We start from the raw sequence: 19,554 nt of genomic DNA, 5'->3' as shown, positions 1-19,554 counted from the left end.
GGTGAGCCCCGGCCTCCGATGTGTCCTGCAGCACAGTCCCATCGTTCGCGCCTGCCGCGCCGGCCCACCGAAGTTCGGTGGTTTTCGCCGGTCAGCGTTCCGGCGTTCGGCTCGCGGTGCCCGATCGGTCCGGAGTGGCCCGGCGAACTCCCGCTCGGACGCCGGAATGTTTCCGGCGGGTTGTGCGTCGTGACCGCACGGGCCCGAAGGTCTCGGGTGTGCACGACGAGCTTGCGATGAGCGTTAGATGACTTCCAGCAGACTTCAGACTCGCCCTCGGCGTGTCGCCGTGTTCTCGTTGCATACTTCGCCGCTGGAGCAGCCCGGAACGGGTGATGCCGGCGGTATGAACGTCTATATCGCCCAGACGGCGACCAGGATGGCCCGGTTGGGCACCGAGGTGGAGATCTTCACGCGTGCCACCTCCTCGGATGTTCCCCCGGTGGCGGAACTGGCGCCCGGTGTCACCGTGCGCAACATCGTGGCGGGACCGTTCGAGGGGCTGGACAAGAACGATCTGCCCGCGCAGCTCTGCGCGTTCGGAGCGGGCGCGTTGCGCGTGGAGGCGCGACACGAGCCCGGCCACTACGACATCGTGCACTCGCACTACTGGTTGTCCGGACAGGTCGGTTGGCTGGCGCGGGAACGCTGGGGTGTTCCGCTGGTTCACACCGCGCACACCCTGGCCAAGGTGAAGAACGCCTCGTTGGCCGAGGACGACAAACCGGAACCCAGGGTGCGGGTGGTCGGCGAGGAACAGGTCGTCGCGGACGCCGATCGGCTGGTGGCCAACACCGAGGCGGAGGCGCGGGAGCTGGTGTCCCGCTACGACGCCGCCCCCGAGGAGGTGACGGTGGTGCCGCCGGGCGTGGATCTGGAGCGCTTCACCCCGGGGGACGTCGGTGCGGCGCGGGAATCGTTGGGGATCGAGCCCGACGCCCTCGTGCTCGCCTTCGTCGGTAGGGTCCAGCCGTTGAAGGGGCCGGACGTGCTGCTGCGCTCGGTCGCCGAACTGCTGACCCGTCACCCGGCGCTACGCACCCGGTTGCGGGTGCTGCTGGTGGGAGGGCCCTCGGGCAACGGCATGGCACGCCCCGAGGCCATGCACCAGCTGGCCGAGGCACTGGACATCACCGACGTGGTGCGCTTCCTGCCCCCGCAGCGGGGCGAGGAGCTGACCGCCGTCTACCGTGCGGCGGACCTGGTGGCGGTGCCCAGCTACAACGAGTCGTTCGGGCTGGTGGCTCTCGAAGCGCAGGCCTGCGGCACACCGGTGATCGCCGCGGCGGTGGGAGGGTTGCCCTACGCCGTGGCGGACGGTGTGTCGGGGAGGCTGGTTGCCGGCCACGATCCGGTGGACTGGGCCGACGTGTTGGCCTCGCTGCTGCGGAACCCCGAGCTGTTGGCCCGACTGGGCGAGGCGGCACCCACTCACGCGGCGGGTTTCTCCTGGCAGCGGACCACCGAGTCGTTGCTGGAGACCTACGCGCGTGCCCGGCGGGACTTCCGCGCAGCGCCCGCGCGAGTGACCGGGTTGTCGGCGTGATCGGAACCGTCGGCGTACCGTTCGGAACGACGGCGCGCGGTGCCCGGAGCGGTGCGGGTAACCGGTTGGTCAGGAATCGACGAGGAGGACGATGAGCGCGACGACGCGGGACTCGTTGGATCGGGTTATTCGAACCACGCTCGACAGCGACGAACTCGAGTACGAGCACCCCGAGACCGGTCGTTTCTTCGTCGCCCTTCCGGGCAACAAGAAGCTGCGCACGAACTGCTGGCTGATTGTCACCGAGCACGCCCTGCTCGTCGAGGCGTTCGTGTGCAGGCAGCCGGACGAGGCCCACGAGGAGTTCTACCGCCACGTGCTGCGACGCAACGCGCGGCTCTACGGGGTGCACTACACGGTGGACAGCGCCGGTGATCTCTACCTGGTGGGCCGGACCGCGCTGCACGCGGTCACGAGCGAGGAACTGGATCGGATCCTCGGTCAGGTGCTCGACGCCGCCGACGGCGACTTCAACACCCTGCTGGAGATCGGTTTCGCGACCGCGATCAGGCGGGAGTGGGGTTGGCGCGAATCCCGTGGTGAGTCCCTGGCGAACCTGCGTGCCTTCAGCTCGCTGGTGGAGCGGCAGGGAGCGCTGCCCCCGATGTCGGAGGAGTAGCGGAGTTCGTCTACCCCGGGAAGCGGTGATCGAGCCGTTCCGGCGGGTGCGCCGCGAGGCCGGATCCGAACCCGGCGTGGGGACGGCTCGGGAGAGAGGGGGAGTCACGAGCTCGAGCCGTCCCCACGCGGGGGTTTCGCTGTGCCGGGCGCAGTAGGCGGGGAGACCCTGGCCCGGCAGGCACGACCCGACGGGGGGAAGCGGGCCGTACGCCTACTCCGACGGGATCGGGGAGTGCGTGGGAGCCGATCACGCCAGAGCGTTGCCAAACTTCGCAGAGTCGGGCTGATGACCACAAGGCCATTAACCTGCTCTATTCGAGTGAAGTTTGAATTGAAAAGTAACGCTGTGAAGCATCTTTGTCGCTAGTTCACACTAAGATGTGATGAGTGACACTTTCGAGGGAACAAAATGGTGGCAGGAAAATAACCGTCCGGTTTCGGTGAGCCTTTCGCGCCTCGTCAGGAGGCCGGACAGTGCGTTTTCGGGGAGGTCCTCGAAAGTGGATCGAAATTTTCCGTTCGGATCGCGAACCGTGCCGTGGCGCTTTTCCGGCCGTGGCCCCGCGCCGCCGCGCCGACCGATGGTGGAGTTCGGTGTGGCGGGGTTCGGGGTGCCGGCGTCGGCATCTCGCGCACTCACTTTCGGAACGACCGAAGCGACGAGCACGAGTTATCGCGGCCGTGCGTAACGGATAGCCTGGCCACATGACTGCTGTCGGGACTCTTGTACTGCTGCGCCACGGTGAGAGCACTTGGAACGCGCAGAACCTGTTCACCGGTTGGGTGGACGTTCCGCTGTCGGAGGACGGCGAGACCGAGGCGCGACGAGGCGGTGAGCTGCTCGGCGAATCCGGGCTGCTGCCGGACGTGCTGCACACCTCGCTGCTGCGCCGCGCCATCAGCACCGCCAACATCGCGCTCGACGTCGCCGAGCGCCACTGGATCCCGGTGCGCAGGCACTGGCGGCTCAACGAGCGCCACTACGGAGCACTGCAGGGCAAGAACAAGAAACAGACCATGGAGACCTACGGCGAGGAGCAGTTCATGCTCTGGCGCCGTTCTTACGACACGCCACCCCCCGAGATCGATCCGGCGGACCCCTACAGCCAGGAGGGGGACCCGCGCTACGCCGACCTCGGGGAGGAGATGCCGCGTACCGAGTGCCTCAAGGACGTCGTGGCGCGCCTGCTGCCCTACTGGGAGTCCTCGATCGTTCCCGATCTGCGTGCCGGGCGGACCGTGCTGATCGCCGCGCACGGCAACTCGCTGCGCGCCATGGTCAAACACCTGGACGGGGTTTCCGAGCAGGACATCGCCGCGCTCAACATACCCACCGGCATCCCGCTGCGTTACGACCTGGACGAGAACCTGACCCCGGAGAACCCCGGCGGAACCTATCTGGATCCGACGGCGGCCGAGCAGGCGGCGGCCTCGGTGGCGAGCCAGGGCCGCTGACCTCCGGAGCCCCGGGGCCGGTGACCCCGGGAGGGCTGAACTCGAGAGCTTCTGAGCTCGGCGCGTCGCGGCCCTCATCGGCCCGACGCTCGTCCCCGGGGTGGGGGTGGCCCGCCACGGTCGGTCCGGACGGTGCGGCGCCGAGTGGCCGGTATCGCCGCCCGGTGGCTGCCCGGTCCGCCGACCGTGGCACCGAACAGATTCTTCGCTCTTTCGGTGTCATGCTTTCGAAGGGAAGGGCAAAACGGGCGTAGCTGCCCGTGACCGACTGGTACACGCACTGTTCTCGCGTTGAACAACCGGCCACGCGGAAGTGACGTGAGGATGAAAAACTTCACTTTCGAGTGTCACGGGCATCACTGAATGGCCGCATACTATGGCCCACCCCTGCCCCTGCTTGCTTACGATGCGGTTGTGACCGCATTGGGCTATAGCGCCCTGTTGATCGGCGTGCTGGCGCTGGGCTTGGTGGCGGGGTACCGACTCGCCGCGGCCAAGGGGCGTCCCCAACGCAGCCGGCCGACGGGGCCAACAGTCGCGGAACTGCTCCAGCGCTTGGTGCACACCAGTGACAACGGCATCGTCGTGCTCAACAACTTCGGCGACGTCGTGGTGCACAACCCACGTGCGGACGAGCTCGGCTTCGTCCGGGACAACCGCCCCGACGCGCGTGCCCGCAAGGCCTCCGAGCAGGCACTGAAGACCGGCAGACCGGTGCCGGTGGACCTGTCCCCGCTCAACCGGGACGAGCCGCACGGGCGCTCTCCCGCCGCGGTGCTCGGTGACGTTCGTCCGCTGGGGGACGGCTTCACCGTGGTGGACGCGGCCGACGAGTCCGAGGCGGTCCGCCTGGAGGAGACCCGACGCGACTTCGTCGCCAACGTCAGTCACGAACTCAAGACACCGGTCGGCGCGCTGGCCCTGCTTGCCGAGGCCGTGCTGGACGCGGCCGACGACGCCGAAGAGGTCCGGCGGTTCTCCAACAAAATCCTGCACGAGTCGACCAGGCTCGGGACACTGGTGTCCGAGCTGATCGCCCTGTCCAGGTTGCAGGGGGCCGAGCCGCTGCCCGAGCTCTCCACCGTCGACGTCGACGACGTGGTCGAGGAAGCACTCGGCCGCTGCCGCATGCCCGCAGAATCGGCCGGTATCGAGATCACCCTGGACGACTCGAGCGGGCTGCGACTGGAGGGGGACCGCACCCTGCTGGTCACCGCCCTGAGCAACCTGATCGACAACGCGATCTCCTACTCGCCCGACGCGAGCCCCGTTTCGGTGAGCAGGCGGCTCCGGGACGGCTGGGTGGAGATCGCCGTCACCGACCGCGGCATCGGCATCGACCCCGCCGACCAGGAGCGGGTGTTCGAACGGTTCTACCGGGTCGACCGGGCGCGATCCAGGGCGACCGGGGGGACCGGCCTGGGACTGGCCATAGTCAAACACGTCGCCGCCAACCACGGCGGTGAGGTCAAGGTGTGGAGCAAGCCGGGCACCGGTTCCACCTTCACACTGCGGGTGCCCAGGTCCTCGGGTAACGAGGCCGCCCGCACCACCGAAGACGCGTCAGCCGGGGACGACCGTCCCGAGGGCGATACCGACGACCGCGCGGAGCGCGGGGGGCAAAGGACGCGAACCGTCGAAACGGGAGGAGTCCGGTGACCAGGGTGCTGATCGTGGAGGACGAGGAGTCCTTCGCCGACCCGATGGCTTTCATGCTGCGCAAGGAGGGATTCACCGCATCCGTGGCCACCACGGGCCAGCAGGCTCTGGAGGATTTCGAGCGCAACGGTGCCGACATCGTGCTGCTCGACCTGATGCTTCCCGGCATGAGCGGCACCGACGTGTGCAAGGAGATCCGCCAGCGTTCCACCGTTCCGGTGATCATGGTCACGGCCAGGGACGCCGAGATCGACAAGGTGGTCGGACTGGAACTGGGGGCCGACGACTACGTGACCAAGCCGTACTCGGCGCGGGAGCTCATCGCCCGGGTACGCGCGGTGCTGCGGCGCGGCGGTGAGGCGGAGGAGCCCACCCAGCCGGGACAGGTGCTGGAGGCGGGACCGGTCCGGATGGATGTGGAACGCCACGTGGTCACCGTTTCCGGTGAGGAGATCGGGCTGCCGCTCAAGGAGTTCGACCTGCTGGAGTACCTGCTGCGCAACATCGGGCGGGTACTGACCCGTGCCCAGCTGATCGACCGGGTGTGGGGAGCCGATTACGTCGGCGACACCAAGACCCTCGACGTGCACATCAAGCGGCTGCGCGCCAAGCTCGAGCCCGATCCCACCGACCCCAAGCACTTACTGACCGTACGAGGACTCGGCTACAAGTTCGAAACCTGACTCCTATTCAGGCCGGCCGGTTTGCCGAGTGGGTCTGGTAGCCGGCACGTGAGTCGGCGCCTTGCGGCGTTGGGCCGGCTCTTGAGTAGCGACCTACGCGGCGAGCGGCCCGGCCTTGCAATGCATCCGACTCACGCACCGGGGACACCCGCGCTGCGTGGCACCGAGGACGGATTCCGCGGCCCGGCGCTCGTGAGGGTGCTGGTGGCGGAACCTCCGGCACGGCTCGCGCTGCGGGTGCCCCGACCTCGGGTAGTTACTACACAACGTCGGGGCCGTCCTCGCGAGAGCCGCACCGGAGAACCCGCGGCGGTGCCGTTGGTCAGGGTGGTCGGAGTGCGGCCTGCGTCGAAGCGGCGCGGCGATTTCGCGAGAAATCGACGCCGCACGAGCGGTGAGCCGGCCGCGCAAGTGGCCGGTTCGTGCCGGAAAATCTCGGGTGAGTTCGACACACCACGCACCCGTTACGCCCTCGCGCACGGTAGGTTGGCCGCCATGCGCCTAGGGGTGCTCGACGTGGGTTCCAATACGGTTCACTTACTGGTGGTGGATGCGCACCGAGGTGCGCATCCCACCCCGATGACCTCTGAGAAGTCGGTGCTGCGCCTGTCCGAGCGGATCGGGGAGGGCGGAGCGCTGACCGATTCCGACATCGAGGAGCTGGTCAACACCGTCCAGGCCGCCAGGGATTCGGCCCGGGGCCTCGGGTGTGCCGAGCTCATGGCCTTCGCCACCTCCGCCATCCGACAAGCGGACAACGCGAGCACCGTGCTCGACACCGTGCGGGAGCGGACCGGGGTGTCCCTCGAAGTGCTCTCCGGAGAACAGGAGGCCCGGCTGACCTTCCTCGCCGCACGGCGCTGGTACGGCTGGTCCGCGGGCAATCTGCTGTTGCTCGACATCGGAGGCGGCTCGCTGGAGATGGCGCTGGGCATCGACGAGCAGCCCGACATCGCGGTTTCGCTCCCGCTCGGAGCGGGTCACGTGGCGCGTACCGCCACGCTCGGGGACCCGCCGGAACGCGAGGAAGTGAAGCATCTCCGGAACCGGCTGGCCGAACAGCTCTCGGACGCCGTCGAGCGGTTCGCCGAGTTCGGCGCACCCGACAAGGTGGCCGCGACGTCCAAGACCTTCCGGTCGCTCGCCAGGTTGGCCGGTGCCGCGCCGCCCTCGGCGGGGCCCAGGGTGCGGCGCACCCTCACCGACACCGCGCTGCGGCAGCTCCTGGCGTTCATCACCAAGATCTCGGCGCGGGACCTCGCTTCGCTCGACGGAGTGAGCGGAGCCAGAGCCCACCAGCTGGTCAGCGGTGGGCTGGTGGCGGAGGCGACCATGGACGCCATGTCGCTGCGCGAACTGGACATCTGCCCGTGGGCGCTGCGCGAAGGTGTGATCCTGCGCCGTCTCGACCACGTCAACGGTGCCGAGAGCCCGGATGACGGCCTGGGCACACTCACGCCGACCGGGACGGGCGATACTGGGTAACGGCCGCGCGATCGCGGAGTGAACTGGACGCGAGATCTAGCACGGGGCACGGTGGAGTCGATGAGTCGGGACAGTGGGTCCGGTGACCCTAGCCAGCGCACCGTCGCGGAACTGCTGGCCGAACACGGCGGTGGTGGGCAACGCGGCTCCCGCCGCAGGCGCAGGCGTGCCGAGGACCCGTCCGAAACGGCTCCGCAGGCGATCATCGAACGGGTGAATTCGGACAGCGGGAGGATGCTCCCCGTCGACGCACCCGAGGCCGAGGACGAATCGTCGCCCGAGCACGGAACGGCTTCCGGTGCGGAGACCTCGGCATCCTTCGGCGCCGCGGCGCAACCGCCCGTGACCGCGCCGCCGCCTGCCGCCGGAGCCTCCCCGGAGCCTTCCCCACTCCAACCACCGCAGCCGGGCCCCACCGTCGACCAGCCGACCGGCCCGGCGAGCGACGATTCGTCGGCCCCCTCGCGCAGACGTGTTTCGGGGGCCGGGCCTCGCCGTCCCACGCGACCGGGGGCGCGATCCGCCGAACCGAATGCGCAGCCGGAGGCGGAGGACGAAGCCGGGAAGTGGTCCACTCCCGCTGCCGAACCGGGAGGGGCAGTGCCCCCCGCTGCGGCGACACCTCCCGCCGCCGCGACACCCCCTACCGCGGCGACACCACCACCCTCGACCCCCACGAACTCCGCACCACCCGCCGACGAGACCGAGACGACCGCCCAGCAACCCCCGCTGCCGGTGCGGACGCCCGGCACGAGCGGAATGAGCCGGAAGGGGCCCTCCGCTCCCCCCGGCGACACGCCGCAGTGGCAGGGGGGCACCTCCCCGGCGTCCGAACCGGACACCTGGGCCACCCCTGCTCAGGGCGGGGCGAGCCCGGACAACGCCGTGCCGGACAACGCCGTGCCGGACAACGCCGTGCCGGACAACGCCGTGCCGGACCACCCGGTTCCGGACGGCGCCGTTTCGGACGCGATGGCTCCGGAGAGCCCGGCTCCGAAGAACTCGCCCGCACGGGAGGACGCAACCGAGCAGTTCCCCCCGGTCCGGGGGAGCACTTCCGCCGGTGACCCGGAAGCGACCGACGGTGACGGAACCGCGTTGCTGGAGTATCCGATACCCGGCGGTGCCGACTCCGTCGGTGCGGAGCCGACCGAGGCCGAGCGGGACGCCCCGGACGAGCCCCACGGCACCGCCTACTTCGACCCCTACGAGGGCATGGAGTCGGAGTTCGGGGACTCGGACGCGTTCTACACCGGCATGGTGGACGACCCCTATGCCGATTCGGACGACTACGCCGAGGAGGACGAGTACTCCGCCGAGCAACCCCCCACCGGTCTCCCGGCCGAGGAGTACGAGGCCGAACGGGAAGCCGAGCACGGCGGACGTTCCGCTCTCAGGGAATGGGTGCTCCTCGTCGCGCAGACAGTGGCAGGGCTGGTCGGTGGCGGTCTGGTGTGGATCGGGTTCCGCTGGCTGTGGAGTGAACTGCCGCTGCCCGCCCTGGCAGCCGCGCTGGCCTTCACCGGCACGCTCGTGCTGGTCGCGCGGAAAGTGCTGCGTACCGATGATCTGCAGACGATTCTGCTGTCGGTTCTGGTCGGCCTGGTCTGTACCGTATCGCCGGTGGCGTTCCTGCTGCTCGGTTACTGAACGTCCCCGAATCGTGACTCGCCGGGTCGGGGCTGTGGGATCCCCCGGGGGCCCGGGAGCCTCGGCTCGGGACTGGCCGCTGCCCCGACGCGTTCCCGGCTACCGTGGTGACGCCGCGTACACCAGTCCGCGTCAGCATCGAGCCCTGACGGGGACACGAGCAGTGAAACGGTTCCAGTGATGTCCGAACCACACCGGCCCGCCGTTCCAGTCGGTCTCTCCAGCGCGTCCGTCTGGCCACAGCCGGTCCGTGCCGCTTTCGAGATGGCCGCCGATCTGGGTTACGACGGGGTCGAGGTGATGGTCTGGGCCGACGCGACGAGCCAGGACGTCTCGGCGCTCCGGCGACTGGCCGAGCAGCACGGCGTGCCGGTGCTCGCGGTGCACGCGCCCTGCCTGCTGATCACCCAGCGGGTGTGGTCCCCCGAGCCGGAGGAACGGTTGCGCAGGGCGGTGGTCGCCGCCAGCGACCTCGGTGCCGGTACGGTCGTCGTGCATCCCCCCTTCCGCTGGCAGCGCAGGTACGCGGAGAACTTCGAGGAGCTCGTCGCGGACCTCGAGGAGGCCAGCGGCATCCGGATAGCCGTGGAGAACATGTTCCCCATCCGCCCGCCGAACAGCTGGGACAGGCTGCGCGGTACCCGGGCCTCCGGGCTGTCGGCGTTCCGCCCCTCGCCCGACCCGACCGAGGTCGGGTTCCGCAACTACACCCTGGACGTCTCGCACGCCGCCGCGTCGCAGAACGACCCCCTGGAACTGATGCGCCGCATGGGTGAACGGCTCGCGCACGTCCACCTCACCGACGGCACCGGCACCCCCAGGGACGAGCACCTGCTGCCGGGGCACGGCAGTCAACCCTGCGCCGAGATCTGCACCGCCCTGGGGTCGGGGGGATACACCGGGACCGTCGTCATCGAGGTCAGCACCAGGAAGGCCAAGACCGTGGACCAGCGCGCCGCCCAACTCGCCGAGGCGCTGCTGTTCGCCAGGCTCCACCTGGAGCCGTTGCGGGAGAATCCCGACTTCGAACTGTGAACCAAACCGCCCGCCGCACCGAGTTGTTCAGGATGTGGGAGAACTTCCACGTCACCGGGCCGGGGGCCGCTCGAATCGGCTGCTCTGGCACCCTGACCGCATGTCGACGATCGCCGTACTCGGGGCGGGAAAGATCGGGGAGTCGTTACTCTCCGGCCTGCTCAACGCGGGATACTCCCCGGAGAACCTGTTGTTCACGGAGCGGTACCAGCAGCGTGCCGAGGAACTGACCAAGCGATACGGCGTGCGGGCGACCGACCTGCCCACCGCGGCGCGGCAGGCCGACGTGCTGGTGGTCTCGGTAAAACCGCAGGACATCGAACCGCTGCTGGACGAGGTGGGCGATCTCGTCACGCCGGACAAGCTGGTGGCCACCCTCTGCGCGGGGCTGCCGACCTCGATGTTCGAGCGTCGCTTCGCCGCCGGTACCCCCGTGGTGCGGGTGATGCCGAACACGCCGATGCTCGTGGGTGAGGCCATGAGCGCCGTCTCGGGGGGAACCCACGCCACCGAAGCGCACCTGGACCTCGTGGAGGGGCTGCTCGGCAGCGTCGGCCGGGTGGTGCGGATCCCGGAGGATCAGCAGGACGCGGTCACCGCGCTCTCCGGCTCCGGGCCCGCCTATTTCTTCTACCTGGTAGAGGCCATGATCGACGCCGGGATACTGCTCGGCCTGCCCCGCTCGGTGGCGGCCGAGCTGGTGGTGCAGTCCGCCGTGGGCTCGGCCACGATGCTGCGCGAGGGGGAGGGGCACCCGGTGATCATGCGCGAAGGGGTGACCTCGCCCGCGGGCACCACCATCTCCGGGGTCCGCGAGCTGGAGAAGCACGGTGTCCGGGCGGCGTTGATCGACGCCGTTGAGGCGGCCCACTCCCGCTCGGTGGAGCTCGGTGCCAAGCATCGGCAGGAGACCGACTCCGAGGGAGCCTGAGCCGTCCCGCCCTTCCGGTGCGCCCGGCCCGGTGCGCGGAGCGCTGCCCGGGGCGGTGGTTCCGGGAAGCGGCCCCTGACCGGGACGCACGGCCCGCCGCGCTCCCGTTTCGCTCGTCCACCGCGTGTCGTAACGGTGCTGACACGCGGTGGTGATGCGATCGCGGTTACGATCGTCACCGGGAGCCGGTGCGCCGTGGTGTTCCGGGACACCGGTCGTCCCGGTTCTCGTGTGTTCGGCAGTCTCACGGTGTGCTCGGAGGCGTGCCGCGATCACCTCGCCGAGGTGGTTCGACACCGCGGCCGCGGTCAGGAGGCCCCATGGTCCCGAACGTCGTGCTCGTTACCGGAGTCAGCCGTTTCGTCGGTGCCCACTTGGCGGGCAGGCTGGCCGAGAATCCCGCGGTGGGACGAGTGCTCGGGGTGGACAGCGAACGCCCGCGCCGTGAGCTCTCCCGCCGCATGGGTCGTGCGGAGTTCGTCCGGGCCGACATCCGGAACCCGCTGATAGCCAGGATCATCTCGGAGGCGGCGGTCGACACCGTGGTGCACGCCTCGTCGAACACCGACGAGATGCCCGTGGCCCGTGCGGCGATGAAGGAGATGAACGTTCTCGGCACGATGCGGCTGCTGGCCGCGTGTCAGGAGTCCCCGCACGTCCGCAAGCTGGTGGTCAAGTCCACCAGCGCCGTCTACGGTGCCAGTTCCCGAGATCCGGCTGTCTTCGACGAGGAGATGGCGCCCAAGGACCTGCCCTCCTCCGGTTACGCGAAGGACGCCGTCGAGGTCGAGGGGTACGTGCGTGGTTTCGGCAGGCGTCGTCCCGACGTCGCCGTCACGCTGCTCCGCTTCACCGATCTGATCGGGCCGCGCATCGACTCCGTGCTCACCAGGTACTTCTCGCTTCCCCTCGTTCCCACGGTGTTCGGTCACGACGCGCGACTGCAACTGCTGCACCCGGAGGACGCGCTGGCGGTGCTGCGCCGCGCGGCGCTCGAGGAGCTTCCCGGGGTCTTCAACGTCGGTGCCGACGGGGTGCTCATGCTGGGGCAGGCCATTCGCCGCGCGGGGCGTGTTCCCGTGCCGATCCCGGGAACGATGGTTTCCCCGTTGGCCGGATTCTTCCGGGGAACCAACCTGGCGTCGCTGTCCGCCGAACAGATGAGATTTCTGAATTTCGGACGGGTGGTGGACACCGCGAAACTGCGTGACCGGTTCGGATTCGCTCCGAGGTGGACCACGCAGCAGGCGTTCGACGATTTCGTGCACGGACGTGAGCTGCGCCCGGTGATCGACCCCGAAATGGTCGAGGGCGCCGAGCGGGAAATCAACAGGACGATCACCCGGTTACGTTGAGGAGATGTGATGGCGGACGCGCGAGTCATTCCGCTGCATCCGGAGGATGACGGTGGCGGCCGGGCGGAGTCGGGCTCCTCGAGTCGGTGGGCCGGGGACGCTCGGGCCGCGGCCTCCGGAGCGCCCGGCTCGGCTCGGGAGCGTCCGGCGGGCTCCGGGGAGGCCGGTAGCGAGGAGGACGGTGCCGGCGAGGGCGGTGCCGGGAACGAGGGTGGCGGGGAAGGGCTGGACTGGCACGAGACCCTCGCCGACCTGACGGCCTTCGCCCGTAGGCGATTGCTCGGGCAGTACCGGGTGGACGAGTTCGGGTTCGACCGCGAACTGACCGAGCGGTTCTTCCTGCCGCTGCTGCGCACCGTCTACGACAACTGGTTCCGGGTCGAGGCGGTCGGGCTGCACAACGTGCCGCACGATTCCGGTGCCCTGGTGGTGGCGAACCACTCCGGGACGCTGCCGTGGGACGCGCTGATGACCACGGTGGCGCTGCACGACTACCACCCCACCGGGAGACAGCTGCGGATGCTCGGGGCCGACGTCGTCTTCGGGACGCCGCTGGTCGGGGCGCTGGCGCGGAAGACGGGTCAGACCCTGGCGTGCAATCCGGACGCGGAACGGCTGCTGCGCGGTGGTGAGGTCGTCGGTGTCTGGCCGGAGGGATTCAAGGGGATCGGCAAGCCCTTCCGCGACCGGTACAAACTGCAGCGGTTCGGCCGGGGCGGGTTCGTCTCGGCCGCGATGCGCAGCGGTGTGCCGATCGTGCCGTGCTCCATCGTCGGCGCGGAGGAGATATACCCCAAGATCGGCGACATTCGTCCGCTGGCCAGGTTGTTGGGTCTGCCGTACTTCCCGGTCACGCCGTTCTTCCCCCACTTGGGGCCGCTGGGCACGGTGCCGCTGCCGTCCAAGTGGTACATCGAGTTCGGCGAACCGATCGACACCGCCGAGCACGGTCCGGAGGCGGCCGAGGACCCCATGGTCGTCTTCAACCTGAGTGACCAGGTGCGCGAGACGATCCAGGAGACGATCTACCGGTTGCTGGCACAGCGGCGGACCGTCTTCTTCGGTTAGCGACCGACCCGTCACTCGCGGGTGTCGGTGCTGGGATGCGCCCGGAATTCGAGCAGGTCGTCGGCCCGGGTGGAGCGGGTGGTGAGGCTGTGGGCGAGATCGGTGAGGTGGTGTCCGTGGACGCGGGCGTGCTCGCGCAGCAGTTGGAACGCCTGGTGCATGGTCAGGTTCCCGGCTTCGGCGAGGATACCCTTGGCCTGTTCGATGACGACGCGGTGATGCAGGGTGGCCTGCAGCTGTTCGACCAGGGTTTCCTCGCGGCGCAGTGCGCGGTGGTGCAGGATGCCGACGGTTGCCTGGTCGGCCAGAGCCTGCCCCAGTTGAATGCCGTTGGTGTCCACGGCGCTGGGTGTGGTGTCCAGCAGCGTGAGGGCACCGATGGTCCGGCGGCGAAGCCGCATCGGTACGGCGGCGGCGGTACGGAAACCGGCGGCCACGGCCGCTTCGCTGAAGGTGGGCCAGCGGGCGTGCTCGGCGCTGAGGTCATAGCTGGTGACCGGGGTCGAGGTGTTGATGCTGTCCTGGCAGGGGCCCTCGTGGGTCTGGGTGGCCAGCAGCTGCAGCAGGTGGGCGTCCTCGGTGGACGCGGCGGTGGGGTGCCAGCCACCACGTTGGTCGGACAGGATTACTCCGACAGCGGTGACTTCGAGCAGTGCGGTGGCTCGTTCGGCCAGCAGGGTCAGGAAGTCGAGCACGTCGAAGTCGTCGACCAGGGTGTCCGACAGCGCCACGAAGGTCTGGGCCAGCCGTTGTTCGCGCCGGGTAGTCATCGCCGATCTCGTTTCCCTCTCGGTATCGAATCCGTCGTGCCGACTCAGGCGGGTGTGCCCTGCTGATCGTCGTCGGGCTCGTCGGTGAAGCGCAGTTGTCTGTCGGTGACCCGGCGGGCCACGTCGAGCAGGGGTAGGGAATAGGTGTAGGCGTGGGCGCGGAGCCGTAGCAGCGCGTTCTCGGTGGTGGTGTTCAGCTGGGCCTGGATCATGCCGGTGGCCTGGTGTATCTCGGCGTGCGGGTCGGCCAGCCAACCGGCGTCGCTGCTGGCGTGGCCTTCGAGTTCGGTGATGACGGTGTGGGTGGCCAGGTCGGCCAGGATCAACGCGTCGGAGATCTGGGCGTCCGAAAGCCTGCCGGGACGGTCGTGGTACATGTCCAGTGAACCGAGTCGCGCGGCGCCGATGTGCAGTGGGAAGGAGAACACCGCGGCCGCGCCCAGGGCCAGCGCGCCGGGTGTGAAACCGGGCCACCGGGTGTGAGTCTCCGTCAGATCGGCGACGAGTACCGGTCCGCCGGTTACGAAGGCGTCCAAGCAAGGTCCTTCGCCGACGGTCAGCTGCAGGTCCTCCAAGCCGGTGCTGATTTCGTTGGTGGCGTGCACCAACCCGCGACTCGGATCCTGCCCGTCCCCGTCGGCGAGCGAGGCCAACACCGTCGCCCCCGCTCCGGACACGGTCAAGTGCTCGACTGTCAGCGCACACAGCACACTCATCCGCGACGCCGTCTCCCCGGCGGCGAGCCTGTTTTCCAGCCGGGACAACAGCACGGTTCGCCGGTCCTGACTCATCACCATCTCCCACCGCGGGGGCGGTCTCGATGCACTGTGCGGGAGCCGTACCGATCGCTGGGTGGTGAACCGGCACGGCCTGAGGAGCTATCGTAGCCCGGCTCACGAGAACGGCCCGTCCACCAGGGGTGTGTCCCGTCGAACCGGCGGGGAACCCTCACGCGTCCCGCTCGTCCGACGCCTCGGCTCGGGTCAACCATCGTGCCACCGCCACGAGTTTCATGTTGGCGTCCTGGGCACTGCGGGCCAGCAGCCGAAACGCCGTGTCGGCATCCACTTCGAAACGCTCCATCAGGATGCCCTTGGCCTGTCCGATCACATCGCGGGTGGCCAACGCCCGGTGCAGCTGAGCCACGTGGCGGGCCCCGCCCAGGGCGGTCGCGGCGTGCGCGGCGAACAACCCACCCAACAGCTGTGATTCCGTTCCGAAACTGCGCGGGAGTCCGGAATACAGGTTCAACGCGCCCACGGAGTCGTCGCGGGTGAACAGCTGAAACGACAGCATGCTGGCCACTCGCAGCGCGGCCGCCTCGGGAGCGAACCGGGGCCAGCGGTCCGTCTCGGCGCTCAGGTCGTCGACTATGACCGTGTGCTGCTCCCACAGCGCGGTTACGCACGGGCCTTCGCGGTAGTCGGCCTGCAGCTGATCCACCTCTTCGACGGTGGCATCGCTGATGGCCGCCGAGGTGATCCCGCCGTCGCGATGCAGCAACGACACCCCCGCGTGCTCGGCGCCCGGGACCGTGTCCACGGCGCCGGTCACGATCGATCGCAACGCTTCGTTCTCCGAGTCCGGACGCTGCAATCGCTGCGCGGCCCGCGACAGCTCGACCACGAGACCGCTGTCTTCGTCGATCGTCTCGTTCATCGTCCACCACCTGATTTTTGTCGCGAACCGCCCCATCCGCCGTGCTGCTCCCACCCGGGGTCCGCCGGTCCGCGCCCGGTCGCGGCGAGGTCGCGTGGGATCGATCTCCGGGACTCGGCCGTGCCACCTCCGTATCGACCTCGCACGGGCCGGAGCGTCCCCGCGTCGGACCGGGCGTCTCCTCGATCCGGCCGGCGCGAAGTGTTCTCCGGCCGGGGATGGCGACAACGACTCCTCCCCGACTCTTGCCGCTGCTCCCGCCCATAACCGCTTTCAGCGGGCAGTGACGGGCGAACCACTCACGCCCGATCCAACTCGTGCCCGGTTCGACTCTTACCCGATCGTCGGAACCAGGGTTCGTCTCCCCCGGGGATCCGAGAGCCCGTCGAAGCCCCGACGGTGCTACTCTTTTTCATCACTTCCAGTGTATACACCCACACACGGTGTGGTGATACCGGTCAAGCCGTTCCGTTGCTATGCTGAGTTCAGCTGGTTGAGCAATAGCTGGCACGGTTTACTGTTCCTGGCCACGAGTGATCCTGGCCACGAGCCCGCTTCGACGAATGAGAATTCCTGTGGCTCGACGTATCGCGCTCGACCGGTCAGCGGGGCGGTGTCCTCCATCGCAGCCAGCCGCGACGATTTCGGTAATCACCCCGTCCACACGGAGGCGGCCCGGTCCTGGGGCCGGGGGAACTGATGGTTGATTCGGCCCATTTCCTGCGGCGGGATGCGTTGATCAGCCTGCGGGAGCGACTGAGCGACCCGGACGGGTATCACGACGGCGTGCTAAGCCATCTCGACGCGCTCGACGACGCCATCCGAGTGGCGGGACGGCCGTCACCACCGCGACTGATGCCGGGCTTGTTCGACCTCGTGCCGGTGGCCCTGTTCATCGTCGACGAATCCGGCCGAGTGCTGGATGCCAACGACGCGGCCGGGAGGCTGATCGGCCGTGACCGTGCGGAGCTGTTCGGCATGAGCGATTCCTCGTTGCTGGGCGAGGCCGACTCGGGAACGGCGCCGAGATCGGCGAACCTGCCCCACGGGGAACTCCTGCCCCACGGGGAACTCCTGCCCCACGGGGAACTCCGGTTGTTGACCCACGCGGACGGGCATACCGTGTACTGCCAGATCCACACCGCTGCCTCGGTCCAGCACGACGGCACTCGCCTGTGGCTGAAAGTGGCCCAGAACGTCACCTCGCAGCAACAGCGCATCGAACAACTGCATCACCGGGCCCACCACGACGAGCTGACCGGCCTGCCCAATCGCCAGGGGCTGCACACCCTGCTGGCCACTCACCTCGCCCAAGGGCTTCCGGAGGGCTTCGCCGTGCTGTTCTGCGACATCGACAACTTCAAACGCGTCAACGATTCGTGGGGCCACGCCGTCGGCGACGAACTGCTGATCACGGTGGGCCGGCTGTTGACGGACGCGCTGCCGCCCGACTGTCGGGTGGGCCGCTTCTCCGGCGACGAGTTCCTGATCACCTGCCCCGAGGTGGCCGTGCACGGAGGACTCGAGACGTTCGCCGCCCGCGTGTCCGGCATCCTGCGTGCCAGCCTCCCGCTCGGAGGACGCCTCGTGCGGATCTCGGGCTCTGTCGGGGCGGCCGCCGTCGGCGGCGCCGCGAGCACCTTCGAGGACCTGGTCCGCTTCGCCGACGCCGCGATGTTCGACGCCAAACGACGCGGAACCGGTCGGGTCGCCATCGCCGACACCGCTCCCGACAACGCCAGCACCGGCCAGCTCGATCTCGAGGACGAGCTCCGCGACGCCCTGGCCAACGACGGGCTCGCGCTGCACTACCAACCCCTCGTCGACGTCCACGGCAGGATCACCGGTGCCGAGGCTCTCCTGCGCTGGCCGCACCCGCAGCGAGGCATGCTGGCTCCGGACGTGGTGATCCCCCTGGCCGAACAGGGCGATCTGCTCGCCGAACTCGATCGCTGGGTCCTGCGCACCGCGCTGGCCGAGGCAGTCACCTGGCCCGAGATCGACATCGCAGTCAACCTCTCCGGCCCGCCCACCAACGAACCCGGCCAGCTCGAAACCCTGTCCAAGCTCGTCACAGCATCCGGCATCGATCCCCACCGGGTCATTCTCGAACTCACCGAAACCGCGCTACTGGAACTGCCGCTGCTCCAGCAGCACGCGATGGGCCACCTGACCGAGCGCGGCGTGGCCTTCGCCATCGACGACTTCGGAACCGGCTACTCCTCACTGGCCCGCCTGCGTGAAATGCCCGCGCAGATCATCAAACTCGACCGCACTTTTCTGCCCGCCACCGATGCCGACGAAACCAGCGTGGCCATCATCCGCGCCATCGTGGACCTGTGCCGAGCCACCGGGCACCGTTGCATCGCCGAAGGCGTCGAAACCCGCGCCCAACGCGACCTGCTCGCTCACCTCGGTATCGACGCGTACCAGGGCTGGCTCTTCGGGCACCCGGTCCCCGCCGCCGAGTTCCGCCGAACCGTGATCACGGGTCTTCGGCGGCGGTGAGTTCCGGCGACGGTGAGTTCCGGGAGTGGTGAGTTCCGGACGGTCCACTCGGTCAGCCCCCGGGAAGGTCGGTGCGTCCCGAGCGGAAGCAGCGGTCCGAGAACCGGAGAGGCGCACGGCCGGGGGGTTCGACCCGCCCGGTCAGGAACGGTCTCTGCGACGCAACGCCAGGCCCGCGGCCAGTCCCGCGCTCAACGCTCCCACACCCAGTACGGAGCGGGCCCCGATCCGCACGGCCTTGCGGCCGGTTCGGAAGTCGCGGATGTCCCAGCCGCGCGCGCGTGCCGTCTCGCGCAGCCGCTGGTCCGGATTGACGGCTACGGCCTTACCCACCACCGACAACATCGGCACGTCGTTGGCCGAGTCCGAGTACGCGGTGCAGCGGCGCAGATCCAGCCCTTCGCTGGCCGCCAGTGCCCGCACCGCGTGCGCCTTCGCCCCGCCGTGCAGCATCTCGCCCACGAGTTTGCCGGTGTAGACACCCTGCACGTGTTCGGCCACGGTGCCGAGAGCACCGGTCAGACCGAGCCTGCGTGCCATTACCTGTGCCAGCTCCACCGGCGTCGCCGTCACCAGCCACACCCGCTGGCCCGCGTCGAGATGCATCTGGGCCAGTGCCCTGGTGCCCGCCCAGATCCGGTCGGCCATCAGCTCGTCGTAGATCTCCTCGCTGAGTCCTTCCAGATCCGAGACGTCGCGGCCCGCGACGAACGAGAGCGCCTGCTCCCGGCTGGATTGCAGATCCGTCGCGTTCTCCGCGCCTCCGATGCGGAACTTGATCTGTTGCCAGGCGAACCCGGCCAGATCTCCTGCCCGGACGAACTTCCGCGCGGCCAGCCCCCTGGCGAAGTGGAACAGGGACGCCCCCATCATCATCGTGTTGTCCACGTCGAAGAACGCGGCCGCGGTGAGATCTCGCGATGTCGCCGTGTTCTCGTCGTCCGAGGTCGTGGTGACAGCCGCCTCCGCCGAGGCGCGTCCCGCGACTTCGGCGCTGTCCGGGGCGTCCTCCAGCGTGGGCTCCCGTGGTTCGGACACGCTGTCGTGCTGGTCCCCGTCGTTGGTTTCCTCGGCTGAGCCTGGCCGTCTCGGCACCGCCGCGCCTCCCGGTCTCCTCCGGAGTCGTCCG

At 69.0% G+C, this 19,554-nt stretch carries 16 protein-coding genes; 12 read left to right on the top strand and 4 right to left on the bottom strand.

Annotated elements, in window-relative coordinates; genetic code table 11:
* Positions 1-247: 247 nt before the first annotated feature.
* The 11 genes from mshA to BLR41_RS03665 all read left to right on the top strand — a co-directional run bounded on the left by mshA (position 248) and on the right by BLR41_RS03665 (position 13,488).
* Positions 248-1,546, top strand: coding sequence for a D-inositol-3-phosphate glycosyltransferase (gene mshA, locus BLR41_RS03720; RefSeq protein ID WP_092626472.1), 1,299 nt, complete (start codon positions 248-250; stop codon positions 1,544-1,546).
* Positions 1,547-1,637: 91 nt separating this feature from the next.
* Entirely contained in the window at positions 1,638-2,165 is a 528-nt protein-coding gene (locus BLR41_RS03715) for a type III secretion system chaperone family protein (protein ID WP_092626471.1), read from the top strand.
* Positions 2,166-2,872: 707 nt separating this feature from the next.
* Positions 2,873-3,622 (top strand): phosphoglyceromutase, encoded by a 750-nt coding sequence (locus tag BLR41_RS03710; protein ID WP_092626469.1) that lies wholly within the window; start codon positions 2,873-2,875, stop codon positions 3,620-3,622.
* A 414-nt stretch (positions 3,623-4,036) separates the two neighbouring features.
* Positions 4,037-5,281 carry a sensor histidine kinase gene (locus BLR41_RS03705; RefSeq protein ID WP_281240925.1) on the top strand — a complete coding sequence of 415 codons (1,245 nt, stop codon included), beginning with the start codon at positions 4,037-4,039 and terminating at the stop codon, positions 5,279-5,281.
* Positions 5,278-5,964, top strand: a complete 687-nt coding sequence (locus BLR41_RS03700) for a response regulator transcription factor (protein ID WP_092626466.1) — start codon at positions 5,278-5,280, stop codon at positions 5,962-5,964. Before BLR41_RS03705 ends, BLR41_RS03700 begins: the two co-directional genes overlap by 4 nt.
* 495 nt (positions 5,965-6,459) lie before the next feature.
* A complete protein-coding gene (locus tag BLR41_RS03695; RefSeq protein WP_092626811.1) occupies positions 6,460-7,449 on the top strand; it encodes a Ppx/GppA family phosphatase in 990 nt (329 codons plus the stop codon).
* A 60-nt stretch (positions 7,450-7,509) separates the two neighbouring features.
* Positions 7,510-9,099, top strand: a complete 1,590-nt coding sequence (locus BLR41_RS22715; protein ID WP_176797797.1) for a hypothetical protein — start codon at positions 7,510-7,512, stop codon at positions 9,097-9,099.
* Between the two features lie 180 nt (positions 9,100-9,279).
* On the top strand, positions 9,280-10,134 hold the full coding sequence (locus BLR41_RS03680) for a sugar phosphate isomerase/epimerase family protein (RefSeq protein WP_092626462.1): 855 nt from the start codon (positions 9,280-9,282) through the stop codon (positions 10,132-10,134).
* Positions 10,135-10,234: 100 nt separating this feature from the next.
* Positions 10,235-11,065, top strand: a complete 831-nt coding sequence (gene proC / locus BLR41_RS03675; RefSeq protein WP_092626460.1) for a pyrroline-5-carboxylate reductase — start codon at positions 10,235-10,237, stop codon at positions 11,063-11,065.
* A gap of 320 nt (positions 11,066-11,385) precedes the next feature.
* Complete coding sequence (locus tag BLR41_RS03670) at positions 11,386-12,420, top strand: NAD-dependent epimerase/dehydratase family protein (protein WP_092626458.1); 1,035 nt, start codon at positions 11,386-11,388, stop codon at positions 12,418-12,420.
* A 9-nt stretch (positions 12,421-12,429) separates the two neighbouring features.
* Entirely contained in the window at positions 12,430-13,488 is a 1,059-nt protein-coding gene (locus BLR41_RS03665) for a lysophospholipid acyltransferase family protein (RefSeq protein ID WP_092626455.1), read from the top strand.
* An 11-nt stretch (positions 13,489-13,499) separates the two neighbouring features.
* Here the strand turns inward: BLR41_RS03665 and BLR41_RS03660 are convergent, their stop codons facing one another.
* The 3 genes from BLR41_RS03660 to BLR41_RS03650 all read right to left on the bottom strand — a co-directional run bounded on the left by BLR41_RS03660 (position 13,500) and on the right by BLR41_RS03650 (position 15,917).
* On the bottom strand, positions 13,500-14,258 hold the full coding sequence (locus tag BLR41_RS03660; protein WP_092626453.1) for a GAF and ANTAR domain-containing protein: 759 nt from the start codon (positions 14,256-14,258) through the stop codon (positions 13,500-13,502).
* 44 nt (positions 14,259-14,302) lie between these two features.
* Positions 14,303-15,049, bottom strand: coding sequence for a GAF and ANTAR domain-containing protein (locus BLR41_RS03655; protein ID WP_092626810.1), 747 nt, complete (start codon positions 15,047-15,049; stop codon positions 14,303-14,305).
* A 157-nt stretch (positions 15,050-15,206) separates the two neighbouring features.
* Positions 15,207-15,917, bottom strand: a complete 711-nt coding sequence (locus BLR41_RS03650; RefSeq protein WP_092626450.1) for a GAF and ANTAR domain-containing protein — start codon at positions 15,915-15,917, stop codon at positions 15,207-15,209.
* A 699-nt stretch (positions 15,918-16,616) separates the two neighbouring features.
* On the opposite strand from BLR41_RS03650, the gene BLR41_RS03645 reads away from it, so the two are divergent.
* Positions 16,617-18,425, top strand: coding sequence for a putative bifunctional diguanylate cyclase/phosphodiesterase (locus BLR41_RS03645; RefSeq protein WP_092626447.1), 1,809 nt, complete (start codon positions 16,617-16,619; stop codon positions 18,423-18,425).
* Positions 18,426-18,566: 141 nt separating this feature from the next.
* Here the strand turns inward: BLR41_RS03645 and BLR41_RS03640 are convergent, their stop codons facing one another.
* On the bottom strand, positions 18,567-19,463 hold the full coding sequence (locus BLR41_RS03640) for an HAD family hydrolase (protein ID WP_342745323.1): 897 nt from the start codon (positions 19,461-19,463) through the stop codon (positions 18,567-18,569).
* Positions 19,464-19,554: the final 91 nt, after the last annotated feature.

Origin of the sequence: Actinopolyspora mzabensis (assembly GCF_900101095.1) — a bacterium.
GTDB classification, from domain to species: Bacteria; Actinomycetota; Actinomycetes; order Mycobacteriales; family Pseudonocardiaceae; genus Actinopolyspora; species Actinopolyspora mzabensis.
Note: the sequence above shows the minus strand (reverse complement) of the source record. Positions and strands in the feature narration are given on the sequence as shown.

Coding starts and splice junctions, on each gene's coding strand:
- BLR41_RS03710 (WP_092626469.1), top strand. CDS start 2,873: ATGACTGCTGTCGGGACTCTTGTACTGCTGCGCCACGGTGAGAGCACT.
- BLR41_RS22715 (WP_176797797.1), top strand. CDS start 7,510: ATGAGTCGGGACAGTGGGTCCGGTGACCCTAGCCAGCGCACCGTCGCG.
- BLR41_RS03695 (WP_092626811.1), top strand. CDS start 6,460: ATGCGCCTAGGGGTGCTCGACGTGGGTTCCAATACGGTTCACTTACTG.
- BLR41_RS03665 (WP_092626455.1), top strand. CDS start 12,430: ATGGCGGACGCGCGAGTCATTCCGCTGCATCCGGAGGATGACGGTGGC.
- proC (WP_092626460.1), top strand. CDS start 10,235: ATGTCGACGATCGCCGTACTCGGGGCGGGAAAGATCGGGGAGTCGTTA.
- BLR41_RS03715 (WP_092626471.1), top strand. CDS start 1,638: ATGAGCGCGACGACGCGGGACTCGTTGGATCGGGTTATTCGAACCACG.
- BLR41_RS03680 (WP_092626462.1), top strand. CDS start 9,280: ATGTCCGAACCACACCGGCCCGCCGTTCCAGTCGGTCTCTCCAGCGCG.
- BLR41_RS03645 (WP_092626447.1), top strand. CDS start 16,617: ATGGTTGATTCGGCCCATTTCCTGCGGCGGGATGCGTTGATCAGCCTG.
- BLR41_RS03655 (WP_092626810.1), bottom strand. CDS start 15,049: ATGAGTCAGGACCGGCGAACCGTGCTGTTGTCCCGGCTGGAAAACAGG.
- BLR41_RS03650 (WP_092626450.1), bottom strand. CDS start 15,917: ATGAACGAGACGATCGACGAAGACAGCGGTCTCGTGGTCGAGCTGTCG.
- BLR41_RS03660 (WP_092626453.1), bottom strand. CDS start 14,258: ATGACTACCCGGCGCGAACAACGGCTGGCCCAGACCTTCGTGGCGCTG.
- mshA (WP_092626472.1), top strand. CDS start 248: ATGACTTCCAGCAGACTTCAGACTCGCCCTCGGCGTGTCGCCGTGTTC.
- BLR41_RS03670 (WP_092626458.1), top strand. CDS start 11,386: ATGGTCCCGAACGTCGTGCTCGTTACCGGAGTCAGCCGTTTCGTCGGT.